Here is a 24,659-nt window from a genome sequence, read left to right on the forward strand (position 1 = left end):
ACGAGGGTGGGTGCGAGGAAGGGTTCGGGGAGGGCGTGCGCGTTCACCGGTTGCCGCCGAGCGCGGTCAACGGGTCGGCCGAGAGGATGGACCGCAGGGCGAACGCCGCGCCGATCAGGCCGAGGGCGATCATGATCGCCCCGGGCACGAGCGTCGTCAGTGGGCTGAGCACGAAAGGCAGCGCCGTGCCAGCCGCGGAACCGAGTGCGGCGGTGATGCCGATGCCGAGTCCGACGCCGAGGACGAGGAGGACGAGCGCCTGGCCGAGTGCGTCGAGCGAGAGCCGACGGGTCGTCGCGCCCAGCGCTTTGAGGATCGCGACGTCGCCCGCACGTTGCATGGTCCACACCGTGAAGAAGGCTCCGATGACCAGCGCGGAGATCCCGAACAGCATGGCGACCATGAGGAGGAGCGATCCGATCTCCGAGCGGAACGAGCCGATCGCGAGCAGGGACGACAGGACGTCCTTCGACACCGTGCCGGTGGCCTGCTCCGCTCCCGTCACCGCATCGGCGCTCGGGTTCCCGGTGACAGCGAGCGCGGTCGCTCCGTCGCCGGTGGACCCTTGCGCAGCCTGCAGCGACCGCCACTCGGACAGGCTCGTCCAGACGACCGGCGTGTGGCTGTACCACTGGTCGTTGACGACCGAACCGACCTCGAGTTCGCTGCCACCGATGGAGACGGTGTCGCCTCGGGAGACGTGGAGGGCCTCCGCGGCGGTCCGACTCAGGCGGACGGTTCCGTCGGCGGGCACGACGGCGTCACCACTGATCCCGAACAGTGCCACGGAGGTGCGCGCATCGTCCGTGGTCATCCGCGTCTGGCTGATGCCGAGCTCCTGGACACCGTCCACTCCGGGGACCGCGGCCCACGTGGTGGCCGCGTCCGCATCGATCGCGGAGTCGGCGAACGTCGCCTGCTCGCCGTCGGACGGGGCCGCGAGGACGATGCTCGACGCACCCAGCCCGGTGATCGCCGAGATGTTCTGGTTCGCCAGCCCTGCGGTGAGGCCGCTGAGGAATCCGACGAGCAGGGTGATGAGGGCGACGACCGCCCCGATCAGCACGAAGCGACCGGTGGCGAAGCGCATGTCGCGCCAGGCGACGAACATGGGGACTCCTTGTCAGCCGCCCGACGGCGTCTCCGTGGTGCGGCAGGATTCCAGCCTCGTCGCGCCGCCGACTCCGGGCATCGTCGGACGGTACGGTCCTCCGGCGCGGTCAGGTGGAGGCGACGCTCCACCTTTCTGATGATTCGCGAAGACGATCCCCGCCGTACGCTGGGCGGATGAAGCACTCGGCACTCAGCCCCGTGTTCACCGGCCTGCAGCTCGGCCTCCACGGCCTCGTCACCGCACTCATCGTGCTCGTGATCGCGCGATCCGTCTCGGTCGGTGGCCAGGCGGCCCTCGCGGCGATCGTCCTCGCCGTCGTCATGCTGCTCACCTACGCCGCCGGCGCGATCCTCGGCGGTCGGGTTCGCCGCGCTGTGGCCGCCAGCGGCACCACCGATCGCGACGCTGCTCCTGTCGGCGTGCGTCGAGGTCGGGTGTCCGTCCTCGCCTGGCTGGTGGTGCTCAGCGTCGAGTGGGTGGTCCTCGTCCTGCTCAGCCCGGATGCCGCCTACCTCGTCTTCCCGTTGTTCTTCCTCTATCTGCACCTCCTCCCCAGGGCCGTCGCGGTGCCCGCCGTCGTGATCGCCACCGTCGCCGCGGTCGTGGCGATCGGTCTGCACGCCGGCTTCAGCGTCGGGGGAGTCGTCGGCCCGCTCGTCGGTGCGGCCGTGGCCGTCGCGATCGGGCTCGGCTACGAGGCGCTGGCCCGGGAGGCGGCCGAGCGGGAGCGACTCATCGCCGAGCTCGTCGCGGCACGCGAGGAGCTCGCCGAGCGGGGTCGGCAGGCGGGCAAGCTGGCGGAGCGCGAGCGCCTCGCCGCAGACCTCCACGACACGGTCGCCCAGGCCCTGTCGAGCATCCAGCTGCTCCTGCACGCGGCCGAACGCTCCGCCGTCGAGCAGCCGGGCACGGAGCAGCTGCGCTCGCACATCGGTCTGGCGCGGGATGCCGCAGCGACGGCCCTCGCCGAGACGCGCAGCCTCATCGACGAGCTGAGCCCGCCGGCGTTGGTTGGCGCGACGATCGCGGACGCGCTCGGTCGGCTCGCCGAGACGACGACCGCCCAGAGCGGCACGCCGGTCTCCACGACGGTCACCGGCGATGCGTTCGTCCTCGGCACGCCGGTGACGACCGCGCTCCTCCGGGCTGCGCAGAGCAGTCTCGCGAACGTCGTCCGGCATGCCGGAGCGAGCCGGGCGGACGTCACCCTCACCTACCTCGACGAGGAGGTCATCCTCGACATCGACGACGACGGGGTGGGGTTCGATCCGGCGAGGGTCGCCGAGCGCACTGCGGGCGGGTCGTTCGGCATGATGTCCATGCGCCGTCGCATCACCGAACTGGGTGGCGAGGTCGAGGTACGGAGCGCGCCGGGCGCCGGCACGACCATCACCGTGCGGTTCGCGTCACCAGGAGCGGAGGGGGACGCCCATGCGTGACGATGCGACGGGCGCCGGGGAGCCGCCGGTCATCCGGCTCGTGGTGGCGGACGACCACCCGATCGTGCGAGCCGGACTCCTCGCCGTCCTCGCGCCGATCGCCGACATCGAGGTGGTCGGGACCGCGTCGACCGCAGCCGAGGCCGTGGCCGCCGCACCCGGCGCCGACCTCGTCCTCATGGACCTGAGCTTCGGCGACGGGCCGACGGGGATCGATGCGACGAGGGAGATCGCGTCGCTGCCGGGCGGTCCGTCGGTCCTCGTGCTGACGAACTACGACTCCGACGCCGACATCCTCGGCGCGATCGAAGCCGGAGCCGCGGGGTATCTGTTGAAGGACGCCGCCCCGGAGGACCTGATCGACGGCATCCGCTCGGCTGCCGGCGGGAACTCGGTGCTCGGGCCGGCCGTGGCGACCCGGCTGGTCGCTCGGGTGAGCGCGCCGCAACAGGCGCTGAGCGCCCGGGAGATCGAGGTGCTCGCGCGGGCGGCCGAGGGGCTCACCAACCTGGAGATCGCCGGGCGGCTCCATGTCGGGGAGACGACGGTGAAGTCGCACCTCGCCCACATCTACACGAAACTCGACGTGTCGAACCGCTCTGCCGCGATCGCCGCGGCCCAACGTGCCGGTCTCTTCCGCACCCGCTGAGCGCCGCCCGGTCCCTGAGCTTGTCGAAGGGCTACGCCCCCTTGACCTGCTCGTACGCCGCGAGCGCAGCCTGCCTCGTCTCGCCGAGGTCGACGATCGGCTCGGGGTAGTCGGGCGTCCCGAATTCGGGCACCCACCGCTTGATGTACGCGTCGTCGGCGTCGAAGCGTTCGCGCTGCCGCTCCGGGTTGAAGATCCGGAAGTACGGCGAGGCGTCGAAGCCGCTGCCGGCCACCCACTGCCAGTTGAACGGGTTGGAGGCGGGATCGGCGTCGACGAGCGTGTCCCAGAACCAGTCCTCGCCGAGCTTCCAGTGGATGAGCAGGTTCTTGGTGAGGAACGACGCCGTCACCATCCGGATCCGGTTGTGCATGGTGCCCGTCGCCCAGAGCTCCCGCATGCCGGCGTCGACGAGCGGGATCCCGGTCCTTCCGGCGGTCCAGGCGTCGAAGGCGTCCTGGTCGACGTCCGGCCAGGGGAACCGGTCGAAGGCCTGACGCCAGTTGCGCGTCGCGAGGTCGGGGAAAGCGAAGAGGCAGTGGTAGGCGAAGTCGCGCCAGCCGAGTTCTTTGAGGAAGGTGGCGCCGTCGTCGCCGAGGTGCCGCCGGCCGTCGCGGGCGGCGTGCCAGATCTGGGGCGAGCTGATCTCGCCGAAGCGGAGGTGCGGGGAGAGCCCGGAGGTCGACGGCTGGGCCGGGAAGTCTCGGTCCTCCGCGTAGCCCGTGACGCCGTCGTCGAGGAACTCGGCGAGCCGCGCGTCGGCGCCGGCCTCGCCGGGCGTCCACTGCTCCCGGAGTCCGGCCGCCCAGTCCGGCTTCGTCGGGAGCAGGTCCCAGGAGCCGAGCTCGTCGCCCGAGGGCGGTTCGGCCATGGCGGTCAGTGCGGTCGGCGCGGGGAGGGGGTGTCTCGGCGGCTTCGCCGCGTGCCGCTGCAGCGACGCCTTCCAGAACGGGGTGAACACCGAATACGGCTGCCCCTGTCCGGTGACGATCTCCCACGGCTCGGCGAGGAGGTTCGCGGCGAAGCTGCGAGCGTCGAGCCCCACGTCCTTCAGCTCCGACTTGATCCCGGCGTCGATCTCCCGCTCGGCCGCGCCGTAGCGGCGGTTCCACAGGACGGCGCCGGCGCCGATCGAGTGGGCGAGTTCGGGCACGATGGTCGCCGCGCTCCCGGACCGCAGGAGGAGTGTGCCACCGAGGCCCCTGATGTCGTCACCGAGGGCTTGGAGGCTGTGGTGCAGCCACCAGCGGGACGCGCCGCCGAGCGGACGCAGTTCCTCGCTGTCGTCGAGGACGAACAGGCAGAGGATCGGGGCGTCGAGCTCGACCGCTGCATGCAGCGCGGGGTTGTCGGCCAGGCGGAGGTCGTCGCGGAACCATACGATCGTCGGGGCAGCAGCCATCCCGTCAGCCTACGCGGACGATCGAACCGGACCGGAGGGTTGACCGGACCCGCCCGTTCCGGTCATCGTGCCGTCCGGTGTCACCGAGTTGGTCGAGGTGCCCGCTCAGCTCAGCGCGGCCTCGCGGTCGAGCAACGACCGCTTGACGTCGAGCCCCCACGCGAACCCGCCGAGCGTCCCGTCGGTCCGGAGGACACGGTGACACGGGACGAACAGGGCGGGCGCGTTCGTCGCGCAGGCGCTCGCCGCAGCGCGGACCGCCGACGGCCGACCGCTCGCGGCCGCGAACTCCGTGTAGGTCACCGGGTGTCCTGCGGCGATCGTCCGCAGCACCGTCCAGGCGTGCGTGCGGAACGGGCCGCCGAACTGGGCCACCGGCACGAGGTCGATCGCCGTCAGGTCGCCGTCGTAGTACGCCCGGACGGCGTCCATCGCCGCGATCGTCCCCGCCACCGTCTCGCCAGGGCGGTCGGCGGGTCGGATCCGTTCGAGCATGACGCCGATGTCGTCGGACCACCCTGAGGAGAGCACCGCCCCGTCCTCGCGTGCGAGGACCGTGAACGGCCCGTCCGGGGTGTCGACGGTCTGGCTGGTGGCGGTGAGCTGTGCGCCGGACGCGTGGCCGTCGCCACGGCGGGCGCTCGTGCTGGAGATGATGGTGGTCATGCTGCTGGACCTTTCTCGAGGGCTGAGGGGGCTGCGGACGGTGCCGGTGTGGAGGCCGCCTTCCACAGGTGGAGGCAGAGGTAGGAGCGCCACGGGGCGAAGGCGTCCGCTTCCGCGGTGAGGGAGCGGGCGTCGGACGGCAAGCCCAGCCGGCCGGCACCGGTGCGGACGGCGACGTCGCCGGGCAGGAAGGCGTCGGGGTTGCCGAGCACCCGCATGCTGACGTAGTCGGCCGTCCAGGGGCCGATCCCCTTCATGGCGAGCAGGCGGGTCCGGAGCTCGTCGCGGTCGTCACCGAAACCGATCGTGAGTTCACCGGACACGAGTGCCCGCGCGACGCCGAGCAGGCTGTCGATCCGCGCTCGGGGCCCGACGAGTGCGGCCTCCCCGCCGTTCGCGATCTGCGTCGCCGTCGGGAAGAGCCGGTGCAGCCCGTGTCGTTCGGTGACCGTCGTGCTCACCTCGTCCGCGAGACGGCGGAGCTGGGTGCGCGCCGCGGCCACGGTGATCTGCTGGCCGACCATCGCCCGGACCAGCATCTCCTCCGGGTCGACCGCCCCGGGGAGGCGGATGCCCGGTGTGGCGGCGACCGAAGCGGCGAGACGCGGGTCCGTCGCGAGGACGGCGTCGGCGGAGGTCGGGTCGGCGTCGAGGTCGAAGAGCCGACGGACCCGCGAGACGAGCACCGGCAGGTCGGCGAGGTCCGTCACCTCGGCAGTGAGTCGGAGGTCGTCGCCGACCTGCCGGACCTCGAACCACGCCGTGCCGCCGGGGAGGGCGAGGAGCCGGGCGTAGTGGTCGGGGCCCGCGAGCTCGACCCCGTCCACCGCCCGTGGCGCGAGCCAGGCGAAGACCCCTGCGGCGTCGAACGGGCGACGGAACGGCAGGGACAGGGTGATCGAGCCGGGCGCGTGTTCGCCGACCGTCCGGTGTTTCGCGCGCAGCTCGCCTGGGGTGAGCTCGAACACCTCCCGCATCGTGTCGTTGAACTGCCGGATGCTCGAGAACCCGGCGGCGAAGGCGATGTCACCGAAGGGGAGGTCGGTGCCGGTCAACAGCTGTCGTGCGCCCTGCGCCCGGTGTGCCCGAGCGAGCGCGAGCGGACCCGCGCCCAGCTCGGCGCTGAGGATCCGCGTCAGATGGCGGCTCGAGTACCCGAGGCGCGAGGCGAGTCCGGGGACGCCCTCACGTTCGACGACGCCGTCGGCGATGAGCCGCATGCTGCGCGCGGCGACGTCGTTGCCGAGGTTCCAGGCAGGGGTGCCCGGGACGGCCTCGGGCAGGCACCGTTTGCACGCGCGGAAACCGGCCTCGTGAGCAGCGGCGCTCGTCGCGTAGAAGGTGACGTTCTCCGGTTTCGGGGTCCGAGCCGGGCAGGACGGCCGGCAGTAGATCCCCGTGGAGCTCACGGCCGTGATGAACTGCCCGTCGAAGCGCTGGTCGCGGGCCTGGATCGCGCGATAGCGTTCGGCGAAGTCCATACTCCGGGTGTCGTCCATGATCCGAGTCTGACATGCGCCACCGGGTCGGACGAGCGGAAATCGGACACGACAGTGGCGGTCGTGCGCGCCGGATCAGGCGGCGCGGCTCACGCTCCGCGGAGCTTGTCGCTGAGCGCCGCGAGGGTCGCCATCTCCTGTGGGCTGAGCGAGGTGGTTACGCGTTCGGCGATCGTCGCGCCGTGGGCGATGGCGACGGCGCGGTAGACGTCGTAGCCGGCATCGGTCATCCGGACGAGCGTGCCGCGGCCGTCGTCCGGGTCGGGGCATTTGCCGACCAGTCCGCGCGCGACGAGCCGATCGACCAGGCGACTGATGCTCGGCTGCGAGAGCAGCACGCTCGAGTTGAGGTCGCGGAGGCGGATGCGACGATCGGGCTCCCGCGACATCGTGTGCAGGACGTCGTACTCGTTGAGTGAGATGCCGTGGCTCGGGAAGTCGTGCGAGATGTGGCGCATCACGTCGACCTGCGCACGGAAGAGCGACTCCCACGCGGCGATGGCGAGTCGCCTCTCGTCCATACCTGCTCCCGCTGCCGTCCGACGATCCACCACCCGAATCTATCCTGGACGGCCGTCGAGCGGTGCGTCGCTGTGGGGTGGTTGCGCTTCGCATCGTCTCCGGACATGACGAGAGCCGGTCGCAGAGGCTACGACCGGCTCTCTTTCCCTTGCACCAAGAGTGTCCTGCAATCACATTCCGTCAGCTGCCACAGCAAAACAACTAACGTTCCAAAACCATATAACGGATCGGTAACGAGCGGTAGTTATCAGAACGTTATTTTTGCTGGGAGTTGCCCGAGTGGCACGGCCCGTCGCAGCTAACCGACTCAAACACTTGTTTGTTATGTTACAGTCTCAAATATCGCCCGTTCCGCAACGACTGAGATGAGATCCCGATGTCCTCACCGCTCAGGCCGAGAGGCCGCCGAGCCGTCCCCCTGCAGACCAGCGCCGTCCTCGCGTTGGTCGCCCTCATGACCGGCGCGCTGGCAGGCCCCGCGGCCGCCGTGGCTGCGTCACCGGAGCCGCCGGCCAAGTCCTCCGTCCCCTCAGCGGGAGACGTCCCCGACGGCTCGACCGTCGAGTCCCCCTCGAACGAGTCGTCGGATGATGCCGACGAGCCGGCGCAGACACCGCGTCCGACCACGGCGGACACCCCACCTGCCACGGACCCCGTGGCCACGCCGGCTGCGACACCCGCGGACATCGACCTCGCCCTGCGGATCGCACTCGCCGGCGTCACGACCGGCACGGCTCCGTTCGACGCCGATGACGCCCCCGGCCACGACAGCAGCGCGACGAACGACGTCGTCCGCACGCACGACACGGTCACCTACCGCGTCGAGGTCCAGCTCGACGGAGCCGCAGCCGACGACCTCGTGACCGTTCGACAGACCCTCCCCGACGGCCTGCGCTGGCCGGTCGTCGCCGGACTCCCCGCCTACTGCGGCGCCGGGTCCACCGTCAGCGACGACCGACGCGTCCTCGAGTGCGTCATCGGCGGCGTCCTGCCGAACTCCGTCACCACCTACGACCTCGTCGCGACGGCGGAAAGCATGCCGAACGGTTCCGTGCTCACCTCCCCGACGGGAGCGCTCAGCGCGTCCGCGAACGATGTGGCCACCGGTGCCCTCGCCGAGGACGCGACGGAGGTCCCCGCGACGACGGCGAGCAGCGGCCCGCGAGTGAACCTCGGGGTGCGCCCGCAACTGGTCTCGACGACCGCCCAGCAGGACGGACTCTCCGGGTTCCGCGTCCACTACGACGCGTATGTCGACCTGGCCGACTACAACGCCGGAGGGGGGCTCGGTGCCCGCGGTCAGGCGAACGTGACCGAGGACGTCACGTTCGTGATCGACCTCGGCGACGTGAGTCCGAACGCCCGTCTGTCGAACGAGACCGCGTGCGCCGCAGGAGCCGGGGAGAGCCGGGTGTTCCCGAAGGTCCGCGGCGGTGGCGAGAACGCCGTCACGGACTCCGGTCGGTGGACCTGCCGGATCGACCCGGACGACCCACGACGCATCATCGTGACCGTCTCGGGCGCCGACCTCAGCGCCGACCACATCCCGACGAAGACCGCCAACGGAGCCACCATCCCGCTCCGCGGCTACCTCGCGCTCGGTCGCTTCGGTGTCTTCGTCCCGCGCGACGACGTGCCCGCCAACGGCTCGCTCAACACCCGCATCCACGTCCGCGACCTCGTCGCGACGGGCGTCGACGCCGACGGCGGACCGATCCTGAACGCTGTTGAGCCGCTCGACGACAACACCGCCACTGCGAACCTCATCCGTCGACCCGACGGCAACCACGGCACCCGCTACGTGGATGAGCGACTGAGTTCGCTGGTTCCGGTCCCCGGCCAGTTCCTTCCGGGTACGGGTGACGGCGTGGTCGTCCCCGGCCAGCAGTACCGTGCGGTCACGATGTTCAACAACCGTGGCGGCACGGAGTTCGCCGGACAGCTGTTCTGCCAGGCCTTCGACACGAAGACACAGCATGCGGCCGTCGGTCTCGACGGCGTGCCCGCCCGCTCGCACGGCACCACGGACATCGTCATCGAGTACGGCACTCGGCCGACCGTCGACGTGGGTGCCGACGACGCCACGCGGTGGAAGCAGATGAACGACACGACCTGCAACGATGACGACGACGTCTGGACGAGCGATCCGTCATCGATCGACCCCGAGGACATCACGAAGATCCGATACCGCAGCACGAACGGGGTCATCGCCCTGGGCGCGACCGTCATCGCCTCACTGACCTTGGAGATGAACGCGGGTGTCATGGCCGGCACCCTGCTCGCCGAGAGCTATTCGCTGTACAGCCCGGAGCAGTATCCGACGGACCGCGACACGAGCGCATGGTACGCGAAGGACGGCTGGTACCACAGCAAGTACGACCCGGCGCAGGAGACGAACGCCGGCTACCCGCGTGGCGACCGTCTCATCGCGGCCAACGCGGTGATCGGCATCGGCAAGCGGGCGATCGAACCGGCCGTGGATCCGGGATCGCCCGCCCAACTGCTCGCCGGCGAGCGCGTGCGTTTCGAAGTGACGCCGCAGATCACGAGTGTGCCCGGCCAGGGCGACACCGCACGTGACGTCGTCGTCGTCGACCGTCTGCCCGCCGGTCTCGTGTACGACCCGACGGACGTGTCACACGTCCCCGAGTCGGTCGAGACGGCCGAGGACGGCTCCACTCTCATCACCTGGAGGCTCGGGCAGGTCGCGCGCGGTGCCGAACCCGTGATCCGGTACTGGGCGACCTCGGACGCGACCGTCCAGGGTGACCTCGTGAACCAGGTCGTCGTCTCCAGTCCCGACGACCCGGGGTCGCTCGACGAGGTCCCGACGGACCCGGCGGCGCAGGACGCGCACTACGGGCGCCAGACCGTGTCGCTCCGTGCGCCCGGAGGACTCCGCGTGCAGAAGAGCGTCGAACAGCGCGTCATCGAGTCCGGCGATCGGATCGACTACCGCCTCGCCTACGCGAACATGAACGCGACCGGCGCCCAGAAGGACGTCGCCCTCGTGGACGTGCTCCCGTTCGTCGGCGACAGCCGCGGCTCGACCGCGGCCGGCGTCCTGGCCGACGAGATCGAGGCCGCCGACGGTGACCGCGTGCTCTACACCTCCGCCGACCCGGCCGCGGTGCAGGACGCGTCCGCCATCGACGGCTCGGACACCTCCCGGGAACTCCCGGACGGCTTCGAGTGGTGCACCGCCGACGACTTCGGTGCAGACGCATGCCCCGACTCGCTCGCCGACGTCACGGCCTTCCGTGTGGAGGTCGCCGAACTCGACGCCCTCGAACGCCACGAGATCGCCGTCGAACTCACGACCGACGGAGCGGTCTCAGGTGCGGAGTACCGGAACGACGCCACGGTGCGCTCGGCGTCGCAGACCCTCGGAGCGCGCTCCCCACTCGTGACGACGACCGTCGTCTCCTCGTCGATCGGCGAGCGCCTCTGGTGGGACCGTGACGGTGACGGACTCGACGACGACGGTGCCGACGGACAGCCCGGCGACGGCGTGGCCGGTGTGCCACTCCGACTGGACGGCGTCGACAAGCACGGCGCGACCGTCTCCGAGGAGACCGAGACGGACGCCGACGGCCGATACCGCTTCAGCGGGCTCGTGTCGGGTGCGTACACCATCAGCGTCGACCTGCCTGAGGGTGCGGAGATCACCGGCTTCCGCGTCGGTGACGACGGCCTGGTCAACTCGGCTCTCGATCCGCAGTCGTCCACCATGGAGGACATCGTCGTGGCCGACCCGTCGCCGACCGGCGCGGACGCGGTCGACCTCACCTGGAACGGCGGCATCCTCGAGGCGGAGCTGCCGGTGACCCCGCCGGTGACCGATCCCGAGAAGCCGACGGACCCGTCCGTCCCGTCGGAACCGACGCCGACGCCGTCCGAGACGCCGCAGGCGACACCGGAGCGCACGACCGGAGCGCAGGGTCCGCTGGCCACGACCGGCGTGCTCTGGCTCGACCAGGCGATGATCGCCGCGATGCTCCTGCTCGTGATCGGCGGGGCGGCACTCCTCGTCGTGCGTGCGCGTCGCGCCCGCAGTGACGCCGAGGAGTCCAACGGCTGAGTCGAGCAGCCACCTCACATCGAGCGCGCACGATCCCGAATCGGGACCGTGCGCGCTCGGGTCAGTCCTGGGAGCCGCTCGGGACGACGTCGATCACGCGAACGGTGATGGACGGAGCCCCTTCGCCGGTGGCCGAACGGAGTCGCTCCGCGATGGCTCGGTGGACCGCCTGCGCGACGGCAGGGGATGCCGCCTCCGCGGCGACCGAGATGTTGGTCTGCACCGTCAGGACGCCTCGGACGCGCTTGACGCTCACCCGTGCCGGCTGGTCGGGCGAGCCGAGCAGGGCACCGACGCCCTCCTTCGCGGCCCGAAGCAGGGTGGGCTCGACGGCGGTCAATCCGTCGACGCCCGGTACCGCCAGGACCATGTCGTCGAGCGAGCTCGCGAGCGATCCGAGGTCGTCGTCCGTCTCCGTCAGGTCATGCATCGTCCCCCACCTCTCCGATCTCGTCGGCCTCGAAGTGCAGATCGTCGACGACGACGTCGAGACCTGCCACGACGAGGTCCGTGTGCTGCTGGAGGCTTGCGGCGACCTCCTCGCGGAACAACGAGACCGTGTCGGCGACCGACTTCCCCCAACCGATGCTCACCGTGACGTGGAGCATGATCGGCTCGCCGACCACGGTGACGTCGCCCTCGAGCACGCAGCGACCCACGAGCACGCCGGGCGTGCGGTCGCCGGCTCCGCGGACCAGCCCGCGGACCGTGCCCTCCGTGATGACGAGCGCCGCGTCGTCGTCGGACGCGCCGAACGGGATGTCGCGTCCAGCTTTCGCCTCGCGGCTGATGTTCTCCATGATCCCGCGGATCCAGTCCTGATCGAGCGTGGCGACCGCGGCCTCGTCCGCCTCCATCAGCGGCGTGGCGAGCGAGCGGACGCGTCGCAGGGAGCGCAGGATCCGCTGGCACTCGGGCGAGTCGTCGATCGACGGGTCGGCCGGCAGCATGTCGCGTTCGAGGTAGTCCGTGAGGGCGTCGACACCGTGCGCGCAGCCGCTCGGTTCGGGCTGTTCGGAGCCCGGAGTATCCGTGTTCATCGCCACCCCTCCATCTCCTTGACCAGTGTCGCCCGGGCCCGCGCGAGACTCCCTCGGACGCTGGCGACGCTCTGCCCCAGCTGTTCGGCGATCTCCTCGTACGAGTATCCGCCGATCTCGCGGAGCACCCAAGCCTGGTGCTGTCCGTGCGGCAGTCTGTCGAGTGCTGCTGACAGTGCTCCCAGCTGCGACGACGCTTCGGCCCTCCGCTCGGGTCCGTCACGCTCGGGAGCCTCGACCATGACGTCATCGGTCGATTCGGTGTCCTTGCGCTGCCGCATGAGGTCGATCGCCCGGCGGCTGACGATGCGCATCAGCCAGCTCTTCACCATCGCGCCGTCTTCGAGCGTGTCGATCCGTTTCCAGGCCGAGATGAGCGCCTCCTGGACGACGTCGTCGCCGTCCGCCGAGGACCGCGTGAGTCGCACGGCGTACGCCTTCATCATCCGGCCGTAGCGCGTGATGAGGACCTGGAACGCGCGGGTGTCGCCGTCGACGCACCGTTCGACGAGCGTCCGGTCGGTCGCCTGCTCGAGGAGGCCGCCCGACCTGCGTACTGGATCGACACCCACCGCCTGCCACCTCTCTGTGCCGGCCGAGACAACTTCCGGCGGTTTCGTCACACCCGACCGTGACATCTGCGAGCCGGGCTCCGTCTCACTACTGTAGGCACAGAGCGGCGATCCATGTGAACGCCCACAGCACCACGATCGCAACACCACCGAGGAGACCGCACGATGAAGACCCCCAAACTCCGGTTGCCCGGGTTCTCCTCCACCCCGGAGGAGCGCGAGGCCAGACGCGCCAAGCACCAGGAGGCCAAGCAGGAGCGTGCGGCGAAGGCCGCGGCCTCCTCACCGCCGTCGGCCGCCGTGGTCGCGGCCCTCCAGCCCTCGGCTCCGAGCGTGCGCATCAACGCGTTCCGCATCGGCCTCGTCGGCGGTATCGGCGTGCTCGTCGCGCTCGTGATCGGCAGCATCGTCACGCAGCTGAGCACCACACTCATCTACGTCGGCGTCGCACTGTTCATCGCGCTCGGCCTGGACCCGCTCGTCTCCTGGCTCGAGCAGAAGCTGCCGCGTGGCCTCGCCATCGCCGTCGTCTTCCTCGCCGTGATCGGCGCGTTCGTCGGCATCATCTTCGCCATCGTGCCGCTGCTCGTGACGCAGATCTCGAACTTCGTGAGTGACTACCCCCGGATCTCGCAGCAGTTCCTCAACAGCGACTTCGTCGCGTGGGTGCAGAACACGATCGGGAACACCCTCGACATCGACTCGGCGCTCAACGACGCGTTCTCCTTCCTCAAGGACCCCAACAACCTGCTGAACATCGGTGGCGGCATCGTCGCGGTCGGCGCGGGCGTCGCGTCGGGCATCACCGGCTCGATCATCGTCCTCATCCTGACGCTCTACTTCCTCGCGTCGCTGCGCTCGATGAAGGCCGTCACGTACCGCTTCCTCCCCGCCTACCGCCGCGAGGGCTTCGCGCAGGTGCTCGAGGAGATCACGCAGGCCGTCGGGCGCTACGTCGTCGGGCAGGTCGGGCTCGCGCTCGTCAACGGTGTGCTGAGCTTCATCTTCCTCAGCATCATCGGAGCGCCCTTCCCGCCGCTGCTCGCCCTGCTGGCGTTCATCGGCTCGATGATCCCGCTCGTCGGCACGCTCAGCGCCTCGATCGTGAACAGCGCGCTCTGCCTCTTCGTCTCGCCGGTCACCGCGCTCATCGCGATCATCTACTACCTGATCTACATGCAGGTCGAGGCGTACATCCTGAGCCCGCGGATCATGAACAAGGCGGTCGCCGTCCCGGGTGCGCTCGTCGTCATCGCGGCCTTCGGTGGCGGTGCCCTCGGCGGCATCCTCGGCGCCCTCGTCGCGATCCCGGTCGCCGCGTCGATCATCATCATCGTGCAGAAGGTCGTCTTCCCCAGCCAGGACTCCAAGGTGGTACCGGAGAACAAGCTCGGTGACGCCGAGACGGCGGCCGTCGGCACGAGCGCGGCGGCGAAGTGATGGCGGCCACGTCGTTCCCGGTCCTCGCGGCCGGCGCCCTGCTGCTGTCGGGTACCGCCGGCATCGTCGCGCAGTCCGCTCGGGCCGCGGTCGACCTCGACATCCCGACGATCAGCGTCACGCCCTATCAGGCGATCGGCATCCCGATCGCCCTCGTCGGTGCCTTCTTCCTGGCGGTCGGGACGCAGCTCCAGTCCCGGGGCGTCGGAAAGGTCGAGGCGGCCTCGTCGGCGTTCGGGCTGAAGCAGCTCCCGCAACTGCTCGGTCGACCGTCCTGGCTCATCGGCACCCTGCTGCTCGGCCTGGCCATCGTCTTCCAGCTCGTCGCGCTCGCCTTCGCGCCGCTCATCGTCGTGCAGCCGCTCGGAGCGATCGCCCTCGTGATCACTGCGCTGTTGAACGCCAGGGTCACCCGGGTGAAGATCACCAAGGAGCAGACCCGCGCGATGGTGCTCTGCGTCGCCGGCATCGGCCTGTTCGTGATCGTCGCCGCACTCTACGCGGTCGAGGAGCCGATCCGTCAGCCGCAGCTCATCATCATCCTGATCATGCTCGCGGTCGTGACTCTGGCGCTCGCCGGCGCGTACGCGCTGTGGCGCCGGAAGCTGCACACGGTCTTCTACGTGGTCGCGGCAGGCGTCCTGTACGGCTTCGTCGTGACCCTCGCGAAGGTCGTCATCAACCGGGTCATCACGCAGAACTTCGAGGGCCTCACCGTCGTCGGCATCATCGCGTTGCTCGTCGCGGCGGGACTCGGAGGGTTCTTCGTCCAGAAGGCCCACCAGAGCGGACAGCCCGACCTGGTGGTCGCGGGCCTCACCGTCGTCGACCCCCTCGTCGCCGTCGGCATCGGCATCGTCGTGCTCGGTGAGGCGGCCAGCGCTCCCTGGTTCGCGCTCGTGCTCTTCGTCGTCGCCGGCGCGATCGCCGTCTTCGGCGTGTGGAAGCTCGCGATGCGCCCGGTCCCGGCACCGGGCGAGAAACCGAAGAAGCCCCGCGTCATCTGACGCTGGACGTCCGACGGGCCCGGCGAGTGGAACACCCACTCACCGGGCCCGTCGTCTCGTCGGTGGGGCCGCCGAACCGGCTTAGAACAGGTCGGGCGACGGGGTGCTGGCGTAGCGGATGGAGACGTCCGCGTGGCGGTCGAAGCGGTAGCCGACCCCGCGCACGGTACGGACGATGTCCTCGTAGCGGCCGAGCTTGGCGCGCAGGCGACGCACGTGCACGTCGATGGTCCGCTCGTTCGGGACCTCTTCGTCGTCTCCGGCGCGCCAGAGCGAGGAGATGAGCTCCGCGCGCTCGATCGTGCGGCCCTCGCGGAGGACGAGGTACTGGAGGAGCTCGAACTCCTTGTACGTGAGCGGCGCAGCCTCGTTGTCGAGGACGAGGCGCTTCCGGGAGATGTCGACCACGACACCGGCGTGCGCGCGGTCCTGCTCCTCTTCGTCGACCTCGTCGCGGTGGGCCGCGAGTGCCGACGGGTCCTGCAGGGCGAGCCGGACGACGTCGAGGTCGCGTCCGCCGGCACCGCGAGGGGCGAGGGCGACGGCCGCGTGCGTCTCGGCCTCCGGAGCGAACTGGGCCGTCAGTGCCTTGATGGCCTCGACGATCTCACCGAGGCTCGTGCCGGCGGCTGCCGCCTTCGCCTCGTCGAGGCCGACGTAGAGGACGAAGCCTCGGGCTTCGGGGCCGGCCGGAACGGCGCGGACGTGCGGGGTCGCGGCCCGAGGTGCGTCCTCGACGGCGGCGAGCTGGCGGGTGGGGCGGGTGGTCTGAACGGCTGCAAGAGACATGAGTGCGAGGTCCTCGGGAATGATGATGCTACGACGGATCGTGCGCGGTGCGCTCGGGGTGATCCCGCCTGCCGGTGGGCAGTTGCGGTCCCGCGATCCGGGAAGTGGCGCGTCGGCCGGGTACGGACGTGGTACGTCCGGGAGTCGGCTCACCTGGTGGGGGAGCGGCGGACTCGGAGGTGCTGGGAGCAGTGGAGCGGATCCGTGTGGATCGCTACCGGTGCTGGAGGAGTCGGATCAGCGACACATTCGACAGCACATGACAGCGCGGCCGGGCATCATCATGCCGGCGTTCCCAGGGGCCTCGAAGGAGGTCGGGGTGGGCGCGTTGGTCGTCATAGTCCGCAATACAACAGGAATCCCCCGGATCCTGTCAAGTGTGAGCGGAAGATGACGTTCTGTTACTCGGGGATTGCCAGCTGGCGGCACGACTGACATGAAGCGGATCGCCGTCCGTCGCGGGGATGGACGACGATCCGCCTCATGTCGGCGGGAGCAGGGGTCAGACGACGCCGTAGAGGCGGTCGCCGGCGTCGCCGAGCCCGGGGACGATGTACCCGTTCTCGTCGAGCTTCTTGTCGAGGGCGCCCAGGACGATGGTGACGTCCTTGCCGGCCGTCTCGGCCTCGAGGCGCTCGAGGCCCTCGGGGGCGGCGAGCAGGCATATGGCGGTGACGTGCATCGCGCCACGCTGGAACAGGAAGTCGATGGCAGCCGCGAGCGAGCCGCCGGTCGCGAGCATCGGGTCGAGCACGAAGCACTGGCGGTCGGACAGGTCGTCGGGGAGGCGCTCCGCATACGTGGTGGGTTCGAGGGTCTCCTCGTTGCGCACCATGCCGAGGAAGCCGACCTCGGCGGTGGGGAGCAGCTTCACCATGCCCTCGAGCATGCCGAGGCCGGCCCGCAGGATCGGGACCACGAGCGGACGCGGCTCGCTGATCTTGACGCCGACCGTCTCGGTCACCGGCGTCTGGATGGTGATCTCCTCGACCGTGACACCGCGCGTCGCCTCGTAGGCGAGCAGCGTGACGAGCTCCTCGGTGAGGGCACGGAACACCGGTGAGGGTGTCGTCTTGTCGCGCAGCACCGTGAGCTTGTGGGTGATGAGGGGGTGGTCGGCTACGTGCACTCGCATACGATCAATCTAGTCGCTCGCGCGGCGACCAGGATTTCGGGGAGATGACGGATGCACGCACCGGCCGAGTTCGCCGCGTGGATGGACCTCGCCATCGCCGAGGCCGAGGCGGCCCTCGCCAGCGACGACGTCCCGGTGGGCGCGGTGCTCGTCGCCCCGGACGGGACGGTCGTCTCCGTCGGGCGCAACGAGCGCGAGCTGCACACCGATCCGACCGCCCACGCCGAGGTGGTCGCCATCCGCGCCGCCGCGGCCGCGCTGGCCGACTGGCACCTCACGGAGCTGACGCTCGTCGTCACGCTCGAACCCTGCGTCATGTGCGCCGGCGCGATCCTCGCCGCCCGGATCCCGCGAGTCGTCTTCGGGGCCTGGGACGAGAAGGCCGGCGCGGTCGGTTCCGTCTACGACGTCCTGCGCGACCGGCGACTGCAGCACCGCGTCGAGGTCTACGCGGGCGTGGAGGCCGAGCGCTGCTCGACGCTCCTCACCGACTTCTTCCGGAGCGCGGGCGGCGTCGGAGCCCCCTGACGGCGCACACGGCCTCGGATGTCCCCGCGCCTCGACAGGATCGGTGACCGGATGCGGCTGCTCCCAGCACTTCCGGAGCCCGTTGTCGGCGGGTGATGGCAGGATCGCAGGATGCAACCCGGCGTGATCCTCGACATCATCCTCGTCGTCGTCCTGATCGGCTTCCTGATCCGCGGGTGGCGTGCGGGGCTCCTCGGGAGCCTCGGCGGGCTCGTCGGGCTGGCGGCCGGTGGGGTCGGCGCGTTCTTCGCGATCCCGCTCGTCGCCTCGTGGGTGCCGGATGCGGCCTGGCGTGGCTGGGCGGCGGTCGCGGCGGCGGTGGTCGTCCTCGCCGTCGGCTACACGATCGGTGCGTTCATCGGCGGGGCCATCGGCTCCGTCGTCCGCAAGACCCCGCTGCGCGGTCTGGAACGGCTGCTCGGCGCCGCCCTCAACCTCGTCGTCACCGCGCTCGTCCTCGTGACCGCGGCACTCGGTGTCGGCTCCCTCGGCATACCGCTGCTCGCCCAGGCGGTCGGGTCGTCCGCGGTGATCGGCACGATCGACCGCGTCACGCCCGTGCAGGTGAAGAGCACGCTCGCGCAGCTTCGCTCCACGGTGGTCGACGGTGGGGCCCAACGCGTCATCGAGGCCTTCGGTGGAACCGCGGACGTCCCCGCCGCCCCGCAGCTCGACACCTCGACGCCGGCGCTGCAGACGGCCTCCGCGTCCGTGGTGCGCATCAGCGGCACGGCCGAGTCCTGCTCGCGGAGCCTCACCGGAAGCGGCTTCGTCTTCGCGGACGACCTGGTCATGACGAACGCGCACGTCCTCGCCGGCGTGACGAACCCGGTCGTCGAGGTCCCAGGGGCCATGCCCAGGGAAGGACGGATCGTCTACTTCGACCCGGTCGACGACCTCGCCGTCATCCGCGTCGACGACCTCGGCGCCCGATCGCTGCCGCTCGCACCGAACCCTGCTCCCGGATCGAACGCCGTCGTCGCCGGGTATCCGTTCGGCGGCCCGTACACGGCCGGTGGCGCGCAGGTCATCGTGGTGGGGCCGAGCCTCGTCGCCGACATCAGCGGGAACAACCCGACGAGCCGTCAGGTCGTGACGCTGTCCGGGACGGTGCAGCCGGGTAACTCCGGTGGCCCGCTCCTCACCGAGTCCGGTGAGGTGGCCGGCGTGATCTTCGCCCGCGACGCGAACTCCGCGCCGGTCGGCTACGCGCTCGCGATGGACGAGGTCCTGCCCGTCGTCGCGCTCGCCGGGTCACTGCAGTCCGCGGTCCCGTCGGGCGCCTGCCTCGCCGACTGAGCCGGCCGCGCACGTGCCGCCGAGCATGCAGGTGCCTAGACTCGCAGGGTGAGTGAAACGATCAGCCTGCCCAGCATCGCCATCCTCGGAGCCGGTTCGATGGGAGGGGCCGTCCTCCGCGGTCTCGTCCAGCCGGGTGTCGAGGTCGACGGTGGCATCACGGTGACGAACCGGACCATCGCCAAGGCGGAGGCTCTCGCCGAGCTGCCCGGCGTCACCTCGATCGCCCTCGAGCAGGACGCCGACGGCAACCGTCGGGCGGCTGCCGCGGCGAAGATCGTCCTGATCGGCGTGAAGCCCTACCTGGTCGCCGACCTGCTCGCCGAGATCGCCGACGCGTTGCAGCCGGGCACGATCGTCGTGAGCCTCGCCGCCGGCATCCGCGGTGCGGCCTTCGAGGCCGCCCTGCCGGAGTCGGTGTCGGTCCTCCGCTCCATGCCGAACACCCCGTCCTACGTCGGGCTGGGTGTCACCGGGCTCGCGCCGGGTACCCGGTCGAGCGAGGACGACCTCGCCGTCGTCACCGCGCTCTTCGAGACCGTCGGCCAGGTGGTCGTCATCCCCGAATCGAAGATCGACGCCCTCAGCGCCATCTCCGGTTCCGGTCCGGCGTACGTCTACTACCTCATCGAGGAACTGACCCGTACGGCGATCGGCCTCGGGTTCACCCCCGAGCAGGCGTCCGTCATGGTCGACGGAACCTTCCGTGGCGCGACGGAACTCCTCGCGACGACGGGGGAGAGCGCCGAGCAGCTGCGCGTCAACGTCACGAGCCCCAAGGGGACGACGGAGCGGGCGCTCGCCGTGCTCGCCGAGGCGGGCTTCAGCGAGACCTTCGACCGTGCTGCGGCAGCCGCCATCGCACGCGCCGAGGAGCTGTCGGCGTCCTGACCCGCTGGCGACCGGATCAGTCGAAGGACCGCACGAAGCAGTCGAGGCCGGGTCTGTCGTCCCAGGAAGCGACCGCGACGAACCCGGACCGCCGGTAGAGCGCGATCGCGGCGGAGCGCCAGTGCCACACCGAGAGACGGACGGCGTCGTCGCCCCGCAGCCGCGAGACGGTCGCTGCAGCCTCGAGCAGGGTTCCGGCCACGCCCCTGCGACGAGCGTCGGGGGCGACCCAGAGTCGCTTGAGCTCCGGTGACGGGCCGTCCGTCAGGACGACGCAGCCGAGCACCCGGTCGTCCTCGACGGCCAGGAGGATCTCCTCGGAGGCGAAGGCGGTGCTCGGGTCGGCGATCTCGACCCGGTAGCGGTCGGGAAGGGTGATCATCGGAGCGGGATCCTCCGGACGCGGTTCTCGGCCGAGGAGTTTCTCGTGCTCGGTCCGGCGGTGGTACTCCTCGAGGAGCTCGGCGAACCGCTCCCGGTGATGAGCCGGAGCATCCGCCCACCGTTCCACGACGATCATGCGTGGCTCGTCCCGTCGAGCCCGAGGACGAGCAGCAGCCGGTCCAGCGCGGCGAGCTGGGCCGCGGCGTCGTAGTGGTCGTCGTCGGCTGTGCTCAGGGTGCTGACGCCCTCGATGAATCCGACGACGACGGTGGCCGTCGCGGCGACCTCGGCCTCGGTGAGCTCGGGGCGGATCCCGGCCACGAGGCGGCGGGTGCGGGCGACGAACACGGCATGACCCGCACGGTGCCGTTCGGCCAGCACCTCGTCGTCGAGGGCCGCCGCGAGGTAGCCGAGCCAGACCCGGGCCTCCTGGCGCGTCTCGTCCGTGAGGGACAGGGCCTGCCGGAGGACGGCGCGCAGAGCGTCGCGCGGGTTCTCGGCTGCGGCTTCGAGCGCCTCGGTCCGCGCCGCCGTCCGTTCGTGGAGCAGATCGCGAGCGTGCAGCAGGAGCGCGCGCTTGTCGGGGAAGCGATGGAGGACGAGGCCCGTCGTGCAACCGGCCCGCTCCGCGACCGCGCGGAGGGTCAACCCGTGCGGGCCGTGCTCACCCAGGACCTCCCAGACCGCGTGCGAGATCCGCGCCTGGGCCGTCGGGTCCTTGGTTCTTGCCATGTCGTGATCACCTCGGAACCGATGTTACCGTAATGCTTGTTACGGAATGACTGGAGGACACGCATGACGTTCAGGATCAGCCGGGTGGCCTGGGACGACGAGGCGGGAACCGCGCTGCGGGCCGCCCAACGCCGCGAACTCGACGCGCGCTACGGGAGCGACGATCACGAACCCGGCACACCGCCGACCGCAGCCGACATCACGCTCTTCCTGCTCGCCAGCGACGTCGACGACACCCCGCTCGGCTGCGGCGGCCTGCGGATGCTCGGCGAGGACCGGGCGGAGATCAAACGCATGTTCGTCGTGCAGCAGGCCCGGGGGACCGGCGTCGCCACCGCGCTCCTGCGGGCACTGGAGGACGAAGCGCGGTCGCTGGGTCTCGGTGAGCTCCTCCTCGAGACCGGCACGGAGCAGCCGGACGCGATGCGCTTCTACGAGCGCGAGGGGTACCACCCGATCGACGCGTTCGGGCCGTACGTCGACGAGCCGCAGTCGCGCTGCTACGCGCGCAGCCTCGGCTGAGGAGGGTTCAGCCCTCGAGCGAGGCGAAGCGTTCGATGTCGGCCGAGGTGCCGGACACGATGATGAGGTCGTGGTTCGACACGACGGTGTCGGCGGTCGCGTAGGTGAAGGGCTTCCCCGGTGACTTCACCCCGACGACCGTGATCCGGTACTTCGTCCGGACGCCCGACTCCGTCAGGTTCAGCCCGCGGATGGGCTTCGGCGGGTACATCTTGACGAGCGCGAAGTCGTCGTCGAACTGGATGAAGTCGAGCATGCGGCCCGACACGAGGTGCGCGACGCGTTCGCCGGCCTCGCGCTCGGGATAGATGACGTGGCTCGCCCCCACCCGGGCGAGGATCTTGCCGTGCGACTGCGAGACGGCCTTGGCCCAGATCTGCGGGATCTTGAGGTCGACGAGGTTGGCGGTGATGAGCACGCTCGCCTCGATCGAGGAGCCGACCGCGACGACCGCGACGGAGAAGTCCTGCGCGCCGATCTGCCGCAGCGCCTCGATGTTCTTCGCGTCGGCCTGCACAGTGTGGGTGACCCGGTCGGACCACTTCTGCACGAGGTCGGAGTTGTCGTCGATCGCGAGCACCTCGCGATCGAGGCGGTCGAGCTCCCCGGCGCAGGCCGCACCGAACCGACCGAGTCCGATGACGAGGACCGGGGCGTCGTGCTTGATGCGGTCAACCAACGATGGGCCTCTCTTCGGGACGTTTGAACAGCTGGCCGCTCTGACTCGCGGCCACGGCTGCGGCGAGTGTCACTGTACCAACGCGGCCCAGGAACATGGTGACGGCGAGGACGTACACCCCGGCGTCGGGTAGGTCCGCGACGAGGCCGGTGCTCAGCCCGACGGTCGCGAAGGCGGAGATGACGTCGAACAGCACGTGGTCGAGCGGAGCCTTGGTCATCTGCAGGATGACGATCGTCGACAGGGCGACGATCGTCGCACCCCAGAGGACGACGCTCACCGCGACGCGAAGCACGTCCTGCGGGATGCGCCGGCGGAAGACCTCCACGCCCTCGCGGCCCCGGGCCTCCGCGAACGCCGCCAGGAACAGGACGGCGAGCGTCGTGACCTTGATCCCGCCTGCGGTCGAGGCGGAGCCGCCGCCGATGAACATGAGCATGTCGGCGACGAGCAGGGTCGAGCCGTTGAGGTCTCCGATGTCCACGGTGGAGAAGCCGCCCGACCTCGTCATGGCGGACAGGAAGAACCCCTGGAAGATCGTGTCCCAGAGGTTCCACTTGTTCCAGGTCTCGGGGTTGTTGAACTCGAGCAGGATGAAGGCGAGCGCCCCGGCGAAGAACAGGATGATCGTCGTGACGAGCGTGAGCTTGACGTGCAGTGACCAGCGGCTCGGTCGACGGAAGTTCCGGCTCAGGGCGTAGATGACCGGGAAGCCGATGCTGCCGAGGAAGACCCCGAGCATGAGGATGCTGAGGAACCAGTAGTCGTTCTCGAAGGCCGCGAGCCCCTCAGCGTTCGGCGTGAAGCCGGTGTTGGTGAAGGCCATGGCGGCGTAGTAGACGCTGTTCCAGGCGGCGTCCCAGGGGTTGATGCCGTCGAGCAGCATGCGCGGGAAGAGCAGGACGGCCAGTGCCGCCTCGATCACGAGGGCGCTGACGGCGACGGTGACGAGCAGGTTGCCGATCTCCCCGAGGCGGACCGCCTGACCCTCGGCGACGGGGCCGTGGTGCGACCGCAGGGGGTTCGTGTCGCTCGCCGCCATGAGCTTCTGGCGGAGTCCGAGTCGTCGGGCGATCACGAACCCGAGGATCGAGGCCAGGGTCAGGACGCCGAGCGCGCCGATCTGGACGCCGATGAAGACGAGCACGTGACCGAAGAGGGACCAGTGCGTGGCCATGTCGACGGTCGAGAGCCCGGTGACGCAGATGACGGAGACGGCGGTGAAGAGGGCGTCGGCGATCGGGGTCACCTGGCGGTCGGCGCTCGCGATGGGGAGCGAGAACAGCATCGTGAACACGAAGATCAGGAAGCTGAACACGAGGATGGCGAACCGGGAGGTCGACTTCGCGGCGAAGTCGCTGACGGCCTCCCTGACCCTCGCGAGGCCGTGGCGCACGATGATCTCGGGACGACGCCCCATGGCATTGCCGCTCATCTGACCCCTCAACACCTCAGGACTGCGCCGGAGGCAATGGTACTCCGTGCGCTCCATCACTATCGTTGGACCATGGCCGACATTTTCGACGTGATCGCTGACACCACCAGGCGGGACATCCTCGCACTGCTGCTCGAACGGCACGGTGGCACCGGGACGAGCGTCTCCGAGATCGTCGCGCAGCTCGGCCTCAGCCAACCGACGGTGTCGAAACACCTCAAGGTCCTGCGCGAAGCAGAGCTCGTGGAGGTGCGCGAGGAGGGCCAGCACCGCTACTACAGCCTGGACTCGGCGCCGCTCGAGGACGTGGAGGACTGGCTCATCCCGTTCCTCAGCGTCGACTACCAGGACGACGGTGTCGATTTCGCGGCGCTGTCGCTGCCGGACCAGGCCAAGGCCGTCGCGGGATCGGTCGGCAAGGTCGCGGCGGACGTGACCCATGCGGTGCAGTCGGTCACGAAGAAGCTCCGCCCCTAGCCCGGCCTTGCATACCGTTCACACAGGGGATGTACAGGGCGGGCGTCGGACCTCTAGAGTTGCCATGCGGCGTTCCGGTCCTCGGGGCGCCGTTCAAGCGGGTTTCCAGAGGCGAAGGAGGGGTTCGATGACGCAGGACACTGCCGACGTCCGCTTCCTCACCGTGGCCGAAGTCGCCGAGATGATGCGGGTGTCCAAGATGACCGTGTATCGCCTGGTGCATTCGGGGGAACTCCCGGCCATCCGGTTCGGGAAGTCGTTCCGTGTGCCGGAGACCGCCGTCGAGGCCGTCCGGCAGCGCCCGGTCGCCGACGTCGGCTGAGGCGTTTCCCGCTCCTAGCAGCCTGCAGGCGTACG

Annotated in this window: 25 protein-coding genes; 11 read left to right on the forward strand and 14 right to left on the reverse strand. The window is 70.1% G+C overall.

Annotation, left to right across the window (positions count from 1 at the left end):
* Positions 1–43: 43 nt before the first annotated feature.
* A complete protein-coding gene (locus tag ITJ62_RS14370; RefSeq protein ID WP_194603494.1) occupies positions 44–1,111 on the reverse strand; it encodes an ABC transporter permease in 1,068 nt (355 codons plus the stop codon).
* 176 nt (positions 1,112–1,287) lie between these two features.
* Between ITJ62_RS14370 and ITJ62_RS14375 the strand changes: the two genes are divergently transcribed.
* Complete coding sequence (locus tag ITJ62_RS14375) at positions 1,288–2,553, forward strand: sensor histidine kinase (protein ID WP_194603497.1); 1,266 nt, start codon at positions 1,288–1,290, stop codon at positions 2,551–2,553.
* Positions 2,546–3,202 (forward strand): response regulator transcription factor, encoded by a 657-nt coding sequence (locus ITJ62_RS14380; RefSeq protein ID WP_194603500.1) that lies wholly within the window; start codon positions 2,546–2,548, stop codon positions 3,200–3,202. The genes ITJ62_RS14375 and ITJ62_RS14380 overlap by 8 nt, the downstream gene beginning before the upstream one ends.
* Before the next feature lie 31 nt (positions 3,203–3,233).
* Here ITJ62_RS14380 and ITJ62_RS14385 read toward each other — a convergent pair whose 3' ends face one another.
* The 4 genes from ITJ62_RS14385 to ITJ62_RS14400 all read right to left on the reverse strand — a co-directional run bounded on the left by ITJ62_RS14385 (position 3,234) and on the right by ITJ62_RS14400 (position 7,290).
* On the reverse strand, positions 3,234–4,604 hold the full coding sequence (locus ITJ62_RS14385; RefSeq protein ID WP_194603503.1) for a deoxyribodipyrimidine photo-lyase: 1,371 nt from the start codon (positions 4,602–4,604) through the stop codon (positions 3,234–3,236).
* 105 nt (positions 4,605–4,709) lie between these two features.
* Positions 4,710–5,270 (reverse strand): methylated-DNA--[protein]-cysteine S-methyltransferase, encoded by a 561-nt coding sequence (locus ITJ62_RS14390; protein ID WP_194603506.1) that lies wholly within the window; start codon positions 5,268–5,270, stop codon positions 4,710–4,712.
* The gene (locus tag ITJ62_RS14395) at positions 5,267–6,769 is read right to left on the reverse strand and encodes a DNA-3-methyladenine glycosylase 2 (RefSeq protein ID WP_228498508.1); all 1,503 of its coding nucleotides are present in this window, start codon (positions 6,767–6,769) and stop codon (positions 5,267–5,269) included. Before ITJ62_RS14395 ends, ITJ62_RS14390 begins: the two co-directional genes overlap by 4 nt.
* An 89-nt stretch (positions 6,770–6,858) precedes the next feature.
* Positions 6,859–7,290 carry a MarR family winged helix-turn-helix transcriptional regulator gene (locus tag ITJ62_RS14400; protein WP_085513978.1) on the reverse strand — a complete coding sequence of 144 codons (432 nt, stop codon included), beginning with the start codon at positions 7,288–7,290 and terminating at the stop codon, positions 6,859–6,861.
* A gap of 377 nt (positions 7,291–7,667) precedes the next feature.
* On the opposite strand from ITJ62_RS14400, the gene ITJ62_RS14405 reads away from it, so the two are divergent.
* Positions 7,668–11,372 carry an SdrD B-like domain-containing protein gene (locus ITJ62_RS14405; protein ID WP_194603508.1) on the forward strand — a complete coding sequence of 1,235 codons (3,705 nt, stop codon included), beginning with the start codon at positions 7,668–7,670 and terminating at the stop codon, positions 11,370–11,372.
* A 61-nt stretch (positions 11,373–11,433) separates the two neighbouring features.
* Here ITJ62_RS14405 and ITJ62_RS14410 read toward each other — a convergent pair whose 3' ends face one another.
* From ITJ62_RS14410 to ITJ62_RS14420, 3 genes are read right to left on the reverse strand one after another with little or no spacing between them, the layout of a single operon-like run.
* Entirely contained in the window at positions 11,434–11,802 is a 369-nt protein-coding gene (locus tag ITJ62_RS14410; protein ID WP_194603511.1) for an Asp23/Gls24 family envelope stress response protein, read from the reverse strand.
* Positions 11,795–12,412 carry an Asp23/Gls24 family envelope stress response protein gene (locus ITJ62_RS14415; protein WP_194603513.1) on the reverse strand — a complete coding sequence of 206 codons (618 nt, stop codon included), beginning with the start codon at positions 12,410–12,412 and terminating at the stop codon, positions 11,795–11,797. Before ITJ62_RS14415 ends, ITJ62_RS14410 begins: the two co-directional genes overlap by 8 nt.
* Positions 12,409–12,984, reverse strand: a complete 576-nt coding sequence (locus tag ITJ62_RS14420; protein WP_370581931.1) for an RNA polymerase sigma factor — start codon at positions 12,982–12,984, stop codon at positions 12,409–12,411. The genes ITJ62_RS14415 and ITJ62_RS14420 overlap by 4 nt, the downstream gene beginning before the upstream one ends.
* Before the next feature lie 165 nt (positions 12,985–13,149).
* Between ITJ62_RS14420 and ITJ62_RS14425 the strand changes: the two genes are divergently transcribed.
* A complete protein-coding gene (locus ITJ62_RS14425) occupies positions 13,150–14,424 on the forward strand; it encodes an AI-2E family transporter (RefSeq protein ID WP_194603519.1) in 1,275 nt (424 codons plus the stop codon).
* Positions 14,424–15,431, forward strand: coding sequence for a DMT family transporter (locus ITJ62_RS14430; RefSeq protein WP_194603522.1), 1,008 nt, complete (start codon positions 14,424–14,426; stop codon positions 15,429–15,431). The genes ITJ62_RS14425 and ITJ62_RS14430 overlap by 1 nt, the downstream gene beginning before the upstream one ends.
* An 81-nt stretch (positions 15,432–15,512) precedes the next feature.
* On the opposite strand, the gene ITJ62_RS14435 is transcribed toward ITJ62_RS14430, so the two are convergent.
* Both ITJ62_RS14435 and upp read right to left on the reverse strand, forming a co-directional pair.
* The gene (locus ITJ62_RS14435) at positions 15,513–16,220 is read right to left on the reverse strand and encodes a winged helix-turn-helix domain-containing protein (protein WP_079003301.1); all 708 of its coding nucleotides are present in this window, start codon (positions 16,218–16,220) and stop codon (positions 15,513–15,515) included.
* A gap of 502 nt (positions 16,221–16,722) precedes the next feature.
* Positions 16,723–17,355: a uracil phosphoribosyltransferase gene (upp, locus tag ITJ62_RS14440; protein ID WP_194603524.1), complete on the reverse strand. Its 633-nt coding sequence runs from the start codon at positions 17,353–17,355 to the stop codon at positions 16,723–16,725.
* 51 nt (positions 17,356–17,406) lie between these two features.
* Between upp and tadA the strand changes: the two genes are divergently transcribed.
* From tadA to proC, 3 genes are all read left to right on the forward strand, one after another.
* The gene (gene tadA / locus ITJ62_RS14445) at positions 17,407–17,883 is read left to right on the forward strand and encodes a tRNA adenosine(34) deaminase TadA (protein ID WP_194603527.1); all 477 of its coding nucleotides are present in this window, start codon (positions 17,407–17,409) and stop codon (positions 17,881–17,883) included.
* Between the two features lie 111 nt (positions 17,884–17,994).
* On the forward strand, positions 17,995–19,182 hold the full coding sequence (locus ITJ62_RS14450; RefSeq protein ID WP_085513994.1) for a MarP family serine protease: 1,188 nt from the start codon (positions 17,995–17,997) through the stop codon (positions 19,180–19,182).
* Positions 19,183–19,230: 48 nt separating this feature from the next.
* A complete protein-coding gene (gene proC, locus ITJ62_RS14455) occupies positions 19,231–20,073 on the forward strand; it encodes a pyrroline-5-carboxylate reductase (RefSeq protein WP_194603530.1) in 843 nt (280 codons plus the stop codon).
* Positions 20,074–20,089: 16 nt separating this feature from the next.
* Here proC and ITJ62_RS14460 read toward each other — a convergent pair whose 3' ends face one another.
* Both ITJ62_RS14460 and ITJ62_RS14465 read right to left on the reverse strand, forming a co-directional pair.
* Positions 20,090–20,593, reverse strand: a complete 504-nt coding sequence (locus ITJ62_RS14460; RefSeq protein WP_194603533.1) for a GNAT family N-acetyltransferase — start codon at positions 20,591–20,593, stop codon at positions 20,090–20,092.
* Positions 20,590–21,189, reverse strand: coding sequence for a TetR/AcrR family transcriptional regulator (locus ITJ62_RS14465; protein WP_194603535.1), 600 nt, complete (start codon positions 21,187–21,189; stop codon positions 20,590–20,592). The genes ITJ62_RS14460 and ITJ62_RS14465 overlap by 4 nt, the downstream gene beginning before the upstream one ends.
* A 63-nt stretch (positions 21,190–21,252) precedes the next feature.
* On the opposite strand from ITJ62_RS14465, the gene ITJ62_RS14470 reads away from it, so the two are divergent.
* Positions 21,253–21,711 (forward strand): GNAT family N-acetyltransferase, encoded by a 459-nt coding sequence (locus ITJ62_RS14470; protein ID WP_194603538.1) that lies wholly within the window; start codon positions 21,253–21,255, stop codon positions 21,709–21,711.
* Positions 21,712–21,718: 7 nt separating this feature from the next.
* Here the strand turns inward: ITJ62_RS14470 and ITJ62_RS14475 are convergent, their stop codons facing one another.
* Both ITJ62_RS14475 and ITJ62_RS14480 read right to left on the reverse strand, forming a co-directional pair.
* Positions 21,719–22,390 carry a TrkA family potassium uptake protein gene (locus tag ITJ62_RS14475; RefSeq protein ID WP_056013885.1) on the reverse strand — a complete coding sequence of 224 codons (672 nt, stop codon included), beginning with the start codon at positions 22,388–22,390 and terminating at the stop codon, positions 21,719–21,721.
* Positions 22,383–23,825 (reverse strand): TrkH family potassium uptake protein, encoded by a 1,443-nt coding sequence (locus ITJ62_RS14480; protein WP_079003294.1) that lies wholly within the window; start codon positions 23,823–23,825, stop codon positions 22,383–22,385. Before ITJ62_RS14480 ends, ITJ62_RS14475 begins: the two co-directional genes overlap by 8 nt.
* A gap of 72 nt (positions 23,826–23,897) precedes the next feature.
* Between ITJ62_RS14480 and ITJ62_RS14485 the strand changes: the two genes are divergently transcribed.
* Positions 23,898–24,302 (forward strand): helix-turn-helix transcriptional regulator, encoded by a 405-nt coding sequence (locus ITJ62_RS14485; RefSeq protein ID WP_064294613.1) that lies wholly within the window; start codon positions 23,898–23,900, stop codon positions 24,300–24,302.
* Positions 24,303–24,429: 127 nt separating this feature from the next.
* On the forward strand, positions 24,430–24,624 hold the full coding sequence (locus ITJ62_RS14490) for a helix-turn-helix domain-containing protein (protein ID WP_124767404.1): 195 nt from the start codon (positions 24,430–24,432) through the stop codon (positions 24,622–24,624).
* The last annotated feature ends 35 nt before the right edge of the window (positions 24,625–24,659 follow it).

Source organism: Plantibacter sp. VKM Ac-2876 (assembly GCF_015350715.1).
GTDB lineage: Bacteria > Actinomycetota > Actinomycetes > Actinomycetales > Microbacteriaceae > Plantibacter > Plantibacter auratus.